At 70.0% G+C, this 13,477-nt stretch carries 15 protein-coding genes; 11 read left to right on the top strand and 4 right to left on the bottom strand.

What is annotated here, in order from left to right:
• Nucleotides 1–67: 67 nt before the first annotated feature.
• The 5 genes from KV394_RS04910 to cofD are packed head-to-tail and all read left to right on the top strand — an operon-like array spanning nt 68 to nt 4,541.
• The gene (locus KV394_RS04910) at nt 68–1,060 is read left to right on the top strand and encodes a TIGR03557 family F420-dependent LLM class oxidoreductase (RefSeq protein WP_247982447.1); all 993 of its coding nucleotides are present in this window, start codon (nt 68–70) and stop codon (nt 1,058–1,060) included.
• Nucleotides 1,057–1,857, top strand: coding sequence for a coenzyme F420-0:L-glutamate ligase (cofE, locus tag KV394_RS04905; protein WP_247982446.1), 801 nt, complete (start codon nt 1,057–1,059; stop codon nt 1,855–1,857). The genes KV394_RS04910 and cofE overlap by 4 nt, the downstream gene beginning before the upstream one ends.
• Nucleotides 1,854–2,867, top strand: a complete 1,014-nt coding sequence (gene fgd, locus KV394_RS04900) for a glucose-6-phosphate dehydrogenase (coenzyme-F420) (RefSeq protein WP_247982445.1) — start codon at nt 1,854–1,856, stop codon at nt 2,865–2,867. The genes cofE and fgd overlap by 4 nt, the downstream gene beginning before the upstream one ends.
• A gap of 10 nt (nt 2,868–2,877) precedes the next feature.
• On the top strand, nt 2,878–3,546 hold the full coding sequence (gene cofC, locus KV394_RS04895; protein ID WP_247982444.1) for a 2-phospho-L-lactate guanylyltransferase: 669 nt from the start codon (nt 2,878–2,880) through the stop codon (nt 3,544–3,546).
• Nucleotides 3,543–4,541, top strand: coding sequence for a 2-phospho-L-lactate transferase (cofD, locus tag KV394_RS04890; RefSeq protein WP_240753265.1), 999 nt, complete (start codon nt 3,543–3,545; stop codon nt 4,539–4,541). The genes cofC and cofD overlap by 4 nt, the downstream gene beginning before the upstream one ends.
• A gap of 42 nt (nt 4,542–4,583) precedes the next feature.
• Here cofD and KV394_RS17430 read toward each other — a convergent pair whose 3' ends face one another.
• Nucleotides 4,584–4,847 (bottom strand): helix-turn-helix transcriptional regulator, encoded by a 264-nt coding sequence (locus tag KV394_RS17430; protein ID WP_366627241.1) that lies wholly within the window; start codon nt 4,845–4,847, stop codon nt 4,584–4,586.
• 173 nt (nt 4,848–5,020) lie between these two features.
• Here KV394_RS17430 and KV394_RS04885 point away from each other — a divergent pair, with 173 nt between their 5' ends.
• The 3 genes from KV394_RS04885 to KV394_RS04875 all read left to right on the top strand — a co-directional run bounded on the left by KV394_RS04885 (nt 5,021) and on the right by KV394_RS04875 (nt 6,976).
• Nucleotides 5,021–5,920: a hypothetical protein gene (locus KV394_RS04885; RefSeq protein WP_247982443.1), complete on the top strand. Its 900-nt coding sequence runs from the start codon at nt 5,021–5,023 to the stop codon at nt 5,918–5,920.
• 15 nt (nt 5,921–5,935) lie between these two features.
• A complete protein-coding gene (locus KV394_RS04880) occupies nt 5,936–6,331 on the top strand; it encodes a hypothetical protein (protein ID WP_136045935.1) in 396 nt (131 codons plus the stop codon).
• A gap of 219 nt (nt 6,332–6,550) precedes the next feature.
• The gene (locus KV394_RS04875; protein ID WP_136045936.1) at nt 6,551–6,976 is read left to right on the top strand and encodes an ImmA/IrrE family metallo-endopeptidase; all 426 of its coding nucleotides are present in this window, start codon (nt 6,551–6,553) and stop codon (nt 6,974–6,976) included.
• A 35-nt stretch (nt 6,977–7,011) separates the two neighbouring features.
• On the opposite strand, the gene KV394_RS04870 is transcribed toward KV394_RS04875, so the two are convergent.
• From KV394_RS04870 to KV394_RS04860, 3 genes are read right to left on the bottom strand one after another with little or no spacing between them, the layout of a single operon-like run.
• Nucleotides 7,012–7,827, bottom strand: coding sequence for an ABC transporter ATP-binding protein (locus tag KV394_RS04870; RefSeq protein WP_136045937.1), 816 nt, complete (start codon nt 7,825–7,827; stop codon nt 7,012–7,014).
• Nucleotides 7,824–8,897, bottom strand: coding sequence for a putative F420-0 ABC transporter permease subunit (locus KV394_RS04865; protein WP_407665456.1), 1,074 nt, complete (start codon nt 8,895–8,897; stop codon nt 7,824–7,826). The genes KV394_RS04870 and KV394_RS04865 overlap by 4 nt, the downstream gene beginning before the upstream one ends.
• Nucleotides 8,894–9,877, bottom strand: coding sequence for a putative F420-0 ABC transporter substrate-binding protein (locus KV394_RS04860; RefSeq protein ID WP_247982442.1), 984 nt, complete (start codon nt 9,875–9,877; stop codon nt 8,894–8,896). Before KV394_RS04860 ends, KV394_RS04865 begins: the two co-directional genes overlap by 4 nt.
• A gap of 228 nt (nt 9,878–10,105) precedes the next feature.
• On the opposite strand from KV394_RS04860, the gene KV394_RS04855 reads away from it, so the two are divergent.
• Genes KV394_RS04855 through KV394_RS04845 form a run of 3 tightly spaced genes read left to right on the top strand, consistent with a single transcriptional unit; the run spans nt 10,106 to nt 13,450 of the window.
• A complete protein-coding gene (locus tag KV394_RS04855) occupies nt 10,106–11,071 on the top strand; it encodes an alpha/beta hydrolase (protein WP_136035178.1) in 966 nt (321 codons plus the stop codon).
• Nucleotides 11,068–12,474: a dihydroorotase gene (locus KV394_RS04850; protein WP_136035177.1), complete on the top strand. Its 1,407-nt coding sequence runs from the start codon at nt 11,068–11,070 to the stop codon at nt 12,472–12,474. Before KV394_RS04855 ends, KV394_RS04850 begins: the two co-directional genes overlap by 4 nt.
• A 1-nt stretch (nt 12,475) precedes the next feature.
• Complete coding sequence (locus KV394_RS04845; protein WP_136035176.1) at nt 12,476–13,450, top strand: LLM class flavin-dependent oxidoreductase; 975 nt, start codon at nt 12,476–12,478, stop codon at nt 13,448–13,450.
• Nucleotides 13,451–13,477 lie beyond the last annotated feature (27 nt).

The following is a 13,477-nucleotide window of genomic DNA, read 5'->3' as shown; positions in this document are numbered from 1 at the left end:
CACGGCTCTTGACTTTTGGATCCAGTATCCATTCAATGGAGACAGCGACGACGCGAGAGGAGGGGCCATGCACATCGGGTACGCCGCGATGCTGGAGCAGGTGCAGCCCTCCGCCGTCATCGAGAACTGCATCGCCGCCGAGGCCCACGGGTTCCGCGGCATCATGGCCACGGACCACTTCCAGCCGTGGCTCCCGCGACACCGGGCCTCCGCGCACGTGTGGACCATGCTCGGCGCGATCGGCGCGCACACCACGGGCGACCTGGGTCCCGGCGTCACGACCCCCGGGTTCCGCACGCACCCGGCCGTGGTCGCGCAGGCCGCCGCCACGCTGGCCACCCTGTACCCCGGCCGCGCGTGGCTCGGGGTCGGTTCCGGCGACGCGCTGAACGAGCACATCACGGGCGGCTACTGGCCCGAGCCCGCCGAGCGCATCGACCGCATGTTCGAGGCCGTCGACATCATCCGCAAGCTCTTCACCGCCTCGCTCGCGGGCCGCGACACCCGCCACCGCGGCGAGCACTTCCGCATGGAGTCCACCCGGCTGTGGACCATGCCCCCGGCCGCGCCCCCGGTGTTCGTCGCCACGGCGGGCCCCGTCACCGCGCGCCGCGCCGGCCGCAACGCCGACGGCCTCATCACGGTCGCGGCCGATGTCGAGCGCCTCGCCCCGCTGCTCGCACGCTTCGCGGAGGGCGCGAGGGAGGCCGGGCGCGACGCCGACACGCTGCCGCGCGTGCTCCAGCTGCCGCTGTCGTGGGCGCCGACCGAGGAGCAGGCGCTCGCCCAGGCCCACGCCGAGTGGCCCATCGCGGCGCTGCGCATGCGGCGAGGCGACGTGCGCTCGCCCTACGACTTCGAGCAGCTCGTGCGCGGCGTGACTCCCGACGACATGCGCGCGTCGATGCTGATCTCCGCCGACCCTGACGTGCATCGCGCGCAGATCCAGCGCTACGCCGACCTCGGCTTCACCCGCATCTACCTGCACAACGTGGGGCCGAACCAGCGGGAGTGGCTCGAGGTCTTCGGGCGCGACGTGCTGCCGAAGGTGCGCGCATGACCGCCCCCGGCCTGCACGTGTTCGCCCTCCCCGGCATGGGCGAGGTGCGCCCGGGCGACGACCTGGTCGCGCTCGTCCTCGCCACGGGCGTGGAACTGCTGCACGGCGACATCCTCGTCGTCACGTCGAAGATCGTGTCCAAGGCGGAGGGGCGCTACGTGCAGGCCGCCGACCGGGAGGCCGCGATCACCGCGGAGACCGTGCGCCTCGTCGCCTCCCGCACCCACGACGGCCACACCATGCGCATCGTCGAGAACCGCCTCGGCATGGTCGCCGCGGCCGCGGGCGTCGACGCCAGCAACACCCCCGACGGCTGGGTGCTGCTGCTGCCCGAAGACCCCGACCGCTCCGCCCGTGCGCTCGCCGCGGGGCTCCGCGCCGCGACCGGGGCCGAGGTCGGTGTGCTCCTCAGCGACACCCTCGGGCGGCCCTGGCGCGAAGGACAGACCGACGTCGCGATCGGCGGCGGCGGCGTGCACATGGTCGCCGACCTGCGCGGTACCACCGACCAGGCGGGCAAGGTGCTCAGCGTCACGACCCCGTGCGTCGCAGACGAGCTCGCCGCCGCCGCCGACCTCGTCAAGGGCAAGGCCAGCGGGAACCCGGTCGCCGTCGTGCGCGGCCGCGGCGACCTCGTGGGTCCGCTCGACCTGCCCGGCGCGTCGAGCATCGTGCGCGGCGCCGACCGCGACCTCTTCTGGCTGGGCACCGCCGAGGCGCTCGACCAGGGCTACCGCGACGGCTATGCGGCCGCGCGCGCCGAACTCTCCCCACCCGAACAGAAGGATGCGACATGACACTGACCCTCGGATACAAGGCCAGCGCCGAGCAGTTCGACCCGCGTGAGCTGGTCGAGATCTCGGTCGCGGCCGAGGCGCACGGCATGCAGTCCGTGTTCGCGAGCGACCACTTCCAGCCGTGGCGGCACACCGGCGGTCACGCCCCGTTCTCGCTCACGTGGATGGCGGCGGTCGGCGAGCGCACGTCGAGCATCCGCATCGGCACCTCCGTGCTCACCCCCACCTTCCGCTACAACCCGGCCGTGCTCGCCCAGGCGTTCGCGAGCCTCGGCTGCCTGTACCCCGACCGGGTGATCCTGGGGGTCGGCTCCGGCGAGGCGCTCAACGAGATCGCCACCGGGTTCCGCGGCGCCGGCGAGCAGGAGTGGCCCGAGTTCAAGGAGCGCTACGCCCGCCTGCGCGAGTCGGTGCGGCTCATGCGGGCGCTGTGGTCGGGCGACCGCGTGAGCTTCGACGGCGAGTACTACTCCACGCACGACGCCTCCATCTACGACCGGCCCGAGGGCGGCATCCCCATCTACATCGCCGCGGGCGGCCCGATGGTCGCCCGCTACGCCGGCCGCGCGGGCGACGGCTTCATCTGCACGTCGGGCAAGGGCCAGGAGCTCTACGTCGACCAGCTGCTGCCCGCCGTGAAGGAGGGCCTGGAGCAGTCCGAGCGCTCCTTCGACACGTACGACCGCATGATCGAGATCAAGCTGTCGTACGAGGAGACCAGGGAGGCGGCGCTGGAGAACACCCGGTTCTGGTCCCCGCTGTCGCTGTCGAAGGAGCAGAAGCACGACATCACCGACCCGGTCGAGATGGAGAAGGCCGCCGACGCGCTGCCCCTGGAGACCATCGCCAAGCGGTGGATCGTCGGCAACGACCCCGACGCGGTCGCCGCCGAGATCCAGCAGTACATCGACTGGGGCTTCAACCACCTCGTCTTCCACGCGCCCGGTCACGATCAGCGCCGGTTCCTGCAGCTGTTCGAGCGCGACATCGCGCCGCGGCTGCGCGGGTGAGGGCGCGGCCATGACGGGCGGTCTGCGTGCCGGGGCGTCACCGCACGCCCCGGCGCGGGAGTGGGTGGTCGTGATCCCGGTGAAGCGGGCGGAGTTCGGGAAGACGCGACTGCGGCTCCCGGGCGTCGACCGCGAGCCGCTCGCCCGGGCGATCGCGCTCGACACGGTCGAGGCCGCCGCGCTGTGCCCGCGGGTCGCGGAGGTCGTGGTGGTCACGAGCGACGAGGTCACCGCGGCCGCCCTGCTCCCGGTGCCCCGCGTGCGGATCGTGCGCGACCGCGTCGAGGGACTGACCGCGGCGATCGCGCAGGGGGTGTCTGCGGCGTCGACGCGGCTCCCGCGGGCCGTGCTGCTCGGCGACCTCCCGGCCCTGCTGCCCGACGAGCTCACCCGGGCGCTCGACTACGCCTCGGCCCACCCGCGGGCCTTCGTGCCCGACGCGGAGGGCACCGGCACCGTGCTCGCGACCGCCCGCGCCGACGTACCGCTGCGGCCCTGCTTCGGCGACGACTCGGCCGCCGCGCACCGCGCTGCCGGGTTCGCCGAGGTGGGGTTCCCCGTGCTGAGCGGGCTGCGCCGCGACCTCGACCACGCCGATCACCTCCGAGCCGCCCGACGGTGCGGTCTCGGTCCGCGCACGGCGGCGCTCCTCGCCCCACGTCTCGTGCTGGCATCATGATGTCGTCGGCGCCGCGCATCGTGGTACTGGCGGGTGGCGTCGGCGGGTCGAAGTTCGTCGTCGGCGTGCGGGAGGCCGCCCGGCGGCGCTGGCCGGATGCCGCGGGCGGCACTCGTGCCGAGATCACCGTGGTCGTCAACACCGGTGACGACCTGTGGCTCAGCGGCTTGCGGCTGCAGCCCGACGTCGACTCGATGATCTACGCTCTCGCCGGCGTGAACGACACCGCGCGTGGGTGGGGGCGCACCGGGGAGAGCGAGCGGGTGGCCGCCGAACTGCACGCATGGGGTGCGGGGTGGCCGTGGTTCACCCTCGGCGACCTCGACCTCGGCGCCCACATCACGCGCACGGGCTGGCTTCGCGATGGTGCCACGGTGACCGAGGTCGTCGACCGGCTGGCGTCACGGTGGCCGCTCGGGGTGCGACTGTTGCCGATGACGGATGCGGAAGTCGACACGCACGTGACGGCGGCGCAGGGCCGGATGCACTTTCAGGAGTGGTGGACCAGGCACCGCGCGGCGATCCCGGTACAGGGCTTCGACTGGCCGGGAATCGAGCGGTCCGTGCCGGCGGCGGGTGTGCTGGACGCCCTCGTGGCAGCCGACGTGATTCTGCTCGCCCCGTCCAATCCTGTGGTTTCGATCGGTCCCGTCCTGACAGTGCCCGGCATCGCCGACGCGGTCAGAACGGCGTCAGGTTCCGTGGTCGGGGTGTCCCCGATCATCGCCGGCGCCCCCGTTCGCGGGATGGCCGATGCCTGTCTCGCCGCGGTCGGGATTTCGGCCACGGCTGATGCGGTGGGCCGCCACTACGGCCCGCGCGTGACTGGCGGGCTCCTCGATGCCTGGCTCATCGGTGAAGAGGACGCTTCCCTTGCTGCCGACCTCGGGACGGACGGCTTGCGCGCGCCGGTGCGGGCGCTCTGGATGCGTGACCTCGACACATCGGCTCGTCTCGCCGCGGACGCCTTCGATGTTGCGCTGGGCTCGGAATAGTGAGTCCTTGCGGGAACGACCACCATCGGCGGCACCCCGACCCTATTCTCGGCCGTCAGCTTTTCGAGTCCCCGCGTCGAAGACGGCGATGAGGTCCTGCTCGAGGTGCAGAGTCGTGGCGACCCGCATGATGGTGCTGAGTCTCGGATCCGCTAGGTGATCGACGTGGTACGTGCCCTGCTCTAGCGAACGGTACGTGGGGAGCGAGCATCCAACTTGTTCAGCGGCTTCTTCTTGGGAAAGAGCGTGTTGCTTGCGGTAGGCGGCGAGTTGCCGGGCGATGAGATCCAGCACTCGATGCGGCATAGGCGCCCTTTCGTACGCGGCAAACCGCGAAGGTAGCACATTACATCTTGGCAATCCAGAACTCATGCCTGCTGGATTCTCGATCGGAACGGAGCAGGATGGCCAGACCATTTGCGTTTGATTGCCCCGGCCAGGCTTGCCTCGTCTAGTAGGTGATCGAGGGGAGAATTCCGATGAAGAAGTTCAGGGTTGGATCAGCAGCTGGGGTGGCGGCTGTGCTGTCGGTGATGTGGGTTTCCCCAGCAGCGATCGCGGACGAAGAATCCACGGTAGACGTGGTCGCGAACGTTACTCCGGCGGATGTCACGGCGGCCATTGACACCCCGCTTCTCGACGGCGGTGAAAGCACCGTCACGATTGACCGGCTTACTGTCGATGTGTCCACCGAAGCCACCGACGGCGTCTCAATTTCAGCCGGGTCAGGGACGGCGACGATCGGCCTTCCATTCGCGGACGACGCTACCGCAGGTATCTCAACAGACCCAGGAACGGTGACGTACGACAACGGGAACGCGAGCAGCAGCGTCGTCCTCGTGCACGACACCGGATCCGTGCAGGTTGCGACAGTAATCGATACAGCAGCCGCGCCGACACGATATGACTATCCGATCGATCTTCCCGAAGCTTCGAGCCTCGTTCTCCAGGGTGGCGGCGGCGTGGCGGTGGTCGATGATGCAACTGGCGAGGTCCTGGGAAGCTTCGCGGCCCCCTGGGCGAAAGACGCAACGGGCAAGGACGTCCGCACCCGCTATGAGGTGGAAGGGCAGACGCTGACCCAAGTCGTGGAGCACAACACTAACTACGTCTATCCTGTGGTCGCCGATCCGACCTACACGACGTCGGTGATCTACCTCAGCAAGGCCCAGGTCGTCACCATGTACAACGGGCTCCACGGAATCAGCGGCGCATGTAGCGCCCTCCCGATTCCGTATCCGGCGAGTATCGCCTGCTTGGGTCTCGCCCCTGCGGCGCAGGTGGAGAAGGCATACTGGAACAAGTGGCGAATCAAGGTGACGTACTACAACTGCGGGTTCAACTACTGCAGCTACACGACGTATACGGCAGTCCCGTAGACCAAGAGGAGCATCATGCGCATCAAGGCACCGGCTGCCAAGGTCGGATATCTGCTCGTCGTGGGCGTCGGAATCACGCTCACCATGATCCCTCTCGCAGCCGTCAGCCTCTACCTCGGGTTCGCTTGGGCAGTGGTGTCTGTTCTTGCGGCCGTTGCAGTCGCAGCTCGCACGTTCCGCGGTCCCACGGAACTTGACGCCCCGCGTCCTTGGTGGAAGATGACGAGCACGCGCCGCAGCAGCATTCTGCTCGCCGTATTGTTCTTCCTTCAGGGAGTCGCCACGTCCGTGGGCGCGCTCACCGCACCGAGTCCGAGCCTGGCACTCATCGGCAGTGTGGTATCCCTGCTTCTTACTGCCCTCTACCTCAACTCCGCATGGAGGATCCACCCCATCGCGGTTTCCGCCTGACGCGTAGTCACGCATGAACCCGCTCATCAACTCCGCATGGAGGATTCATGCGGCCGTGCTCGATCGGATATAGACGTTCGGCGGAACCTCTGGCCGAAAGCCGCCAATATCGGCGTAATGAGTTGACCGTTTCCGTCATCTCTCACGTGGGAGCAGTGCTCGGCCGGATCACGGCGCGGGCCAGTCGGGCGGAGGGGCCTCATGAACGGTCGAAACGGAGTGAACCAGCTCTTCGAGGAGTTGGAAGTCGAATGCGGTGCCATGCTGGGCGGCCTCGCGGATCGGGTGTCGGTCCTGCTGGGCGTGGACATCGAGGTCGATGTGCTGGGCGAACGCGAGTGGGCGAGCATCCCGCCGTTCGCTCTCGTGAACGGCGACCGGGCACGGATCCCCGTCCGGGAGTCCGATCCACGCTGGTATCAGCTGCATGTGGTTGCCCATGAGCTCGCGCACCTGCTGTGCGGACACGCGCAGTGCGCGATGCTGCCGATGACTTTCGACGGTCCGCAGCGACCGGCCGCCGTAGACGTCGCCGCGTCGGACGTGCCGCGGCAGCAGGAGCGCGAAGCCGAAGAACTCGCGCGTCGGTTGAGCGCCTTCATGCTGGCCCCACGCTTCGAGCCGGTGCTCACGGTCGCCTGCTGATCCCGCTTCGGGTCGGGTCCCTCGAGTGACCCCGGTCACCGACCGAGGGCGGGTGTCATCGCCGCATCGAAGACGATCAGCGGACGATCGCTGTCGGGTCGAGAGAGCACCTCGGCCTCGACGTGCCACACGCGGGCGATGAGCTCACGGGTGAGCACGTCCTGCGGTGAACCGGCCGCCTGCACGTGACCGTCGGCGACCACGACGACGTGGTCGGCGAACGCCGCGGCGTGGTTGAGGTCGTGCAGCGCGGCGAGCACCGTCATCCCGTCACGGGCGAGGGTGCGCAGCAGCACGAGGGCGTCGAGCTGGGCGCGGATGTCGAGGTGGTTCGTCGGTTCGTCGCACAGCAGCAGCGCCGGTCGCTGAGCCAGTGCCCTGGCCAGATTCACGCGCTGGCGCTCGCCGCCCGAGAGGGTCGCCGCGTCGCGGTCTGCGAACTCTCGTGCGCCGGCGCGGGACATCGCGGCGTCCGTCGCATCGGCATCCGCCTCCCCGCCCTCGAACGACAGCCATCCGCGGTGCGGGAGGAGTCCGAGCCCGACGATGTCGCGTCCGGTCATGCCCTCGGCCGCCGACCACTCCTGCTCCACCAGGGCAACCCGCTGCGCCCGTGCCCTCCGCTGCATCTCGGTCAGGGACACGCCATCGAGCTCCAGGCTCTCGACCTCGCCGCGCAGTGTTCCGGCGATCAGGCGCAGCAGTGTGCTCTTGCCCGAGCCGTTCGGGCCGAGCAGGGCGGTGACCGAGCCGCCGGGAGCGGTGATGTGCATGCCGTCGATGATCACGCGGTCGCCGTGATCGAAGCGGATGCGGCGGGCATCGAGCCCGCTTCCGTCGTGCGCGGTCATGCGCGGGACTTCCGCATGCGCAGCATCAGCAGCGCGAACACCGGACCACCGATCAGCGCGGTGACGATGCCGACCGGGAGCTCGCGCGGCTCGAACACGGTGCGCGCGATGGTGTCGGCCCAGATGAGGAACACCGCCCCGGCGAGGAATGACACCGGGAGGAGAGCGCGATGCCGGGCGCCGACGACCGCACGAACGGCGTGCGGCAGGATCAGCCCGACGAAGCCGATCGATCCGCTCACCGCGACGAGCGCGCCGGTCAGCAGAGCGGCGCACACGAACAGGAGCACCCGCACGCGCGTGACCGGGATGCCCAGCGCCTCGGCGGCCGTGTCGCCGAGCACCAGGCTGTCGAGCGGGCGGGCCGAGGCCAGCAGCGGCACGGCGCACACGACCACCGCGACGCCGGCCAGCGCGGCATCCGACCAATCAGCGCCGCCGAGAGATCCGAGCAGCCAGCTGAGGATCTCGCGGTAACTGTCGTTGGTCGCGCTCCAGAAGATCACCAGGCTGGTCAGCGCGGCCAGAACCGCCGACACCGCGAGACCCGCGAGCACTACGGCCGTCGGCCCTGAGGAGCCGGCCGCGCGGGCCAGACCGAGGGCGAGGGCAAGAGCGAGCAGGGCGCCGGCGAAGGCGGCGAACGGCAGCGCCACCGCGGCACCCAGCACGATGACGATCACGGCGCCCGTCGAGGCTCCGGACGACAGGCCCAGCAGGTACGGGTCTGCCAATGGATTGCGGGTGAGCGCCTGCATCACGGCGCCGCACAGGGCAAGGCCGCCTCCCACCGCGGCGGCCGTGAGAACCCGGGGCACTCGTCCCTCCCAGATGATCGCGTCGCGGATGGGCGTGAGTCCGCTGGCTGCCCCGGTCAGGTGCGACCACACGCTCGCCACGAGCTCGGCAGGAGTGATGTCGGCCGGGCCGATGGCGACCGCAGCGACCACGGTGCCGGCCAGGGCGAGCAGCAGCACCGCGATCGTCGGGGCGGCGCGGCGCCTTCGCGGGCGGGGAACGGATGCCGCCATGGCCGGGATCGCCGCCCGCAGCGGCAGTGTGACGCTCATCGCTCTCCGAGCCGCGCGACGATCGCGGCCACCGCGTCGACGTTGCGGATCCCGGCCTCCGTCGCCGGGAAGTCCACGACCACGTACCGCTCGTTCCGCACGGCGTCGAGCTGGGCGGTCACCGGGTTCGACGCCAGCAGCTCCTGCTTCGACGCGGCGGTGTTCCACGCGGCGTCCACCAGCACGATCACGTCGGGGTCGGCCTCCGCGATCAGCTCCCACGAGGTCGAGGTCCAGGTGTCGTGCACCTCGGCGAACACGTTCTCCAGCCCCGCGGCCGCCATGATCATCTGCGGGGCGCCGATGCCCGCGCCGACGAAGGGCTGGTCGCTGCCCGACGAGTACCAGACGGCGGAGAGCCCGCGGTCGTCGGGGGCGATCGCGTCGAGGGTGGTCCGCTGTTCCGCGACGAGGGCCGCCGCGGCCTTCTGCTCGCCGAGCAGCTCGCCCGCCTCGGTGAAACCGTCGAACACGGCGTCGAACGTGAGCGGGTCGGGCATGTAGCCGGGCGCCTTGCACGCCGCCGGGGCGACGTAGGTGGCGATGCCCAGCTGCTGCAGGTCGTCGCGCTCGCCGGCGCCGTCGACCGAGAAGTTCGACTCCCATCCGGCGAACACCAGGTCGGGTTCGAGCTCGAGCACGGCCTCCTTCGACGGCACCTTGTCCGACACGGTGGGGATGCCGTCGGCCTCCGCCGCGAGCGCCTCGGGGAGCGGGCCGTCGGTGAAGGCGGAGCCGATGATGCGGTCGCCCGCGCCGAGGGCCAGGGCGAGTTCGAGGGTGGAGGACTTGACCGTGAGGATGCGCTGCGGCGGTCCGTCGAGGGTCACCTCGGTGCCGCAGTTGTCGAGGGTCGCACGGGGCCGGTCGGCGTCGGCGGCTGCGGGGGAGGCGGGGCCGCTCGCGCAGCCGCTGAGGCCCGCGGCGAGGAGGAGGGCGAGGACGGGGGTGGCGCCGAGCGCGCGGGCGGTGGGGGTCATGGTTCTCCGGAGGACGTGGGCGGGTAGGCGCGGGTGTATGCGCGGTCGCAGTCCAGGTCGGGACCACCGGCGCCGGCCAATCGGGTCGGCGCGATGCGGTCATGCTAGCTCGGATTTTGGATCCAATCAATACTGGATTCTGGATCCAAAATGGGTCATGATGAAGAAGCCCCACCGCCGCGGCGCACATCGCCCGATCGCGACGCCGCGTTCAGCCGAGAGGAATCCATGCAGACCACACCCGTCTCGTTCTTCAGCGAGGGCTCCCGCATCTCCGCGATCTGGCGCACCCCCGACCATGACGGCCCGTACCGCGCGATCGTGCAGGGGCCCGGCTGGCTCGGCCTCAAGGACGCCAAGCTCTACGTCCGCTACCACGAGGCCCTCGTCGCGGCCGGCTTCGCGGTGCTCGTGATCGACTACCGCGGCTTCGGCGACTCCGACGGCGACCGCGGCTACCTCTCGCCCGCCTGGCAGCTGCAGGACCTCGTCAACGCCGTCACCTACCTCACCACGCGCGACGACGTGATCGCCGACGCCATCGGGGTGTTCGGCACCGGGGGCACCGGCGGTGGCAACGCGGTGCTGCTCGCCGACGTCGATCCGCGCGTCAAGGCCGCTGTCAGCCAGGTTCCCGTGGCCGACGGCGAGGACTGGCTGCACCGCATGCGCAGCGAGTACGAGTGGCTCGACTTCCAGAAGTCGCTCGACGACGACCGCCGCCGGCGCGTCACCACGGGGGAGGGCCGCATCGTGCACCCCCGCGAGGAGATCATGATCCCCACGGCCGAGCGTCGCGCCACCACCATCAAGGCCGACGTCGACGACCGCATCCCCTCCGCCGTGCCGCTCGCGTGCGCCGAGGGCATCATCGCCTACCGCCCCATCGACGCCGCGGCCCGCCTGACCACGCCGCTGCTCGTGATCGGCGTCGAGGGCGATGCGACCACGCCGACCGATCACGCCGAGGCGCTGTACGAGGCGGCGCGCGGCCCCAAGCAGCTCATCATGCAGCGGCACACCACGCACTACGCCGCCTACGACACGTACTGGGAGCAGACCACCCCGGTGATCGTCGGCTGGTTCGACACGCACGTGCGCCCCGCGCATCTCATCCACCGGACCACGCCGTCGCCCGCGATCGGCGAGTCCATCCAGACAGAATCCGTTCAGGAACAGGAGGTCGCGCGATGAGCGTCGATCTGAAGATCACCGGCGGCACCGTCGTCACCCCCGCAGGACCGGTCGTCGCCGACCTGCTCGTCGCGGACGGCCGGGTCGCCGGCATCGTCGCGGCCGACACCGACATCGACGCCGCGCGCACGATCGACGCCACCGGCAAGCTCGTGCTGCCCGGCATGGTCGACGTGCACGTGCACACCCGCGAGCCCGGCTACGAGCACAAGGACGACATCTACACGACCAGCCTCCAGGCCGCGGCCGGCGGTGTCACGACGATGTTCGGCATGCCCAACCTCAAGCCGCCCACGACCGACGTCGCCACCCTCACCGACGTGTTCCGGCGCTACGAGGAGTCGTCGATCGTCGACTGGAACCACAACCCCGCCCCGACGAAGTTCGCCGAGATCGCGGGCATGAGCGACCTCGGCATCCGCGCCTACAAGATCTACATGGTCGTCGACACGGGCCGCGACTACCCGCACCCCTCCGGAACCGGCATCCACGACCACGGGCACCTGCTCGAGATCATGGACCATATCGCCCAGACCGGGAAGCGCTTCATCGTGCACCCGCACGACCAGGCGCTCATGGACTACATCGAGGGCGCCTACCTCGCCCGCGGCGAGAACACCCCGCAGGGCTACGCCTCCGCCTACGCCGCGCGCGAGGGCGTGATCTGGGACACCGCGATCGACGTGGTGCTGCGGCTCGCCGAGGCCTCCGGCTGCCCCGTGCACATCGCGCACATCCAGACCCGGCGCTCGATCGAGGCCGTGCGCCGCGCCAAGCAGAACGGCATCGACGTCACGTGCGAGGTCAACCACTGGGCGCCGTTCCTGTCCACGTGGGACGACGTGGAGACCCTCGGTCCCTACGCCCTGAGCTACTGGGTGCCCGACGACAACCGCACCGCCGTGTGGGAGGGCATGCGGGACGGCACGATCGACATCGCCGCCAGCGACCACGCCCCGCACACCCGCGAGGAGAAGGAGGTCGGCTGGACCAAGATGTGGAGCTCGCACACGGGCACCCCGGGCATCCAGTACTACTACGAGCTCATGCTCGACGCCGTGAACAAGGGCGAGCTCGACCTGCAGCGCGCGATCGACATGGTCGCCCACATCCCCGCCGCGAAGTTCGGCCTGGAGGGCGTCAAGGGCTCCCTCACGATCGGCGCCGACGCCGACATCGTGATCGCCGACCTGGCCGACGAGTGGACCATCACGAACGACGACGTGCTGTCGAAGATCGGCTGGACCCCGTACGACGGGCGCACCATCAGCGCCCGCATCCAGCGCACGCTCGTGCGCGGAGAAGACGTGTACGTCGACCGCGAGGTCGTCGGCGACCCCGCCTTCGGAAAGCTCGCCGCCTCGGCGGAAGACAGGGCGGCACTGGCCGCAGAGAGGAACTGACATGAAATTCGGACTGCTGCTGCCGCACTTCGGCGAGGAGGCGAGCAAGGAGAAGCTCCTGGAGGGGTCGAAGCTCGCCGAGAGCTTCGGATTCGACTCCGTGTGGGTGCGCGACCACCTCGTGTTCGAGCCGCACGGCGAGATGGAGAAGCCCAACCGCACGTTCTACGACGCGCTCACCACGCTCACCGCCATCGGCGCGGTGACCGAGAAGATCGAGCTCGGCACCGGGTCGCTCATCCCGTTCCGGCACCCGCTCGTGACCGCGCTGATGGCCGGCACCATGACCCAGCTGCTCGGCCCGCGCCTGATCCTCGGCTTCGGCGCCGGCACGTTCGACCACGAGTTCGAGGCGATCGGCTGGGGCGACCTGGACCGCGTGGAGATGGTGCGCTCGAACGCCGAGATCCTGCGCCGCGTGTTCACCGAGAACGACGTCACCTACGACGACGGCATTTTCTCGTTCGAGAACGTCACCATCGAGCCCAAGCCCGTCGGCGGTCGTATCCCGTTCTGGTACTGCGGCGCGACCCCGCGGTCGGCCCGCCTCGCGGCGGAGTTCGCCGACGGCTGGATGCCCGGCCGCACGGGTCTGGCCACGATGGAGAAGCGCATCCAGACCATGCGCGAGATGACCGACGAGAACGGCCGGCCGATGCCGACCATCGCCGTGATCCCTCCCACCTCCATCGAGGACACCCGCGAGGAGGCGCTCAAGCACGTGAACATCCCCGGCCTGCTGGCGTGGGCGAACAAGGCGAAGTTCGCGGTGAAGCCGCCGTCCGGCAGCTTCGAGACCGTGGAAGACCTGGAGGGTCAGCTCATCGTCGGCAGCCCCGACGAGGCGGTCGATCAGATCCGCCGGTTCGAGGAGATCGGCACCGAGCACCTGGTGTTCGACTTCCGGTTCAAGTTCGATCGGTTCTTCGAGCAGATCGAGCTCCTCGGCACCGAGGTGCTTCCTAAGCTGCGATAAGCCGCGCACCCGAGCGCGGCGACAAGA

The organism is Microbacterium sufflavum (assembly GCF_023101165.1).
GTDB lineage: Bacteria > Actinomycetota > Actinomycetes > Actinomycetales > Microbacteriaceae > Microbacterium > Microbacterium sufflavum.
Note: the sequence above shows the minus strand (reverse complement) of the source record. Positions and strands in the feature narration are given on the sequence as shown.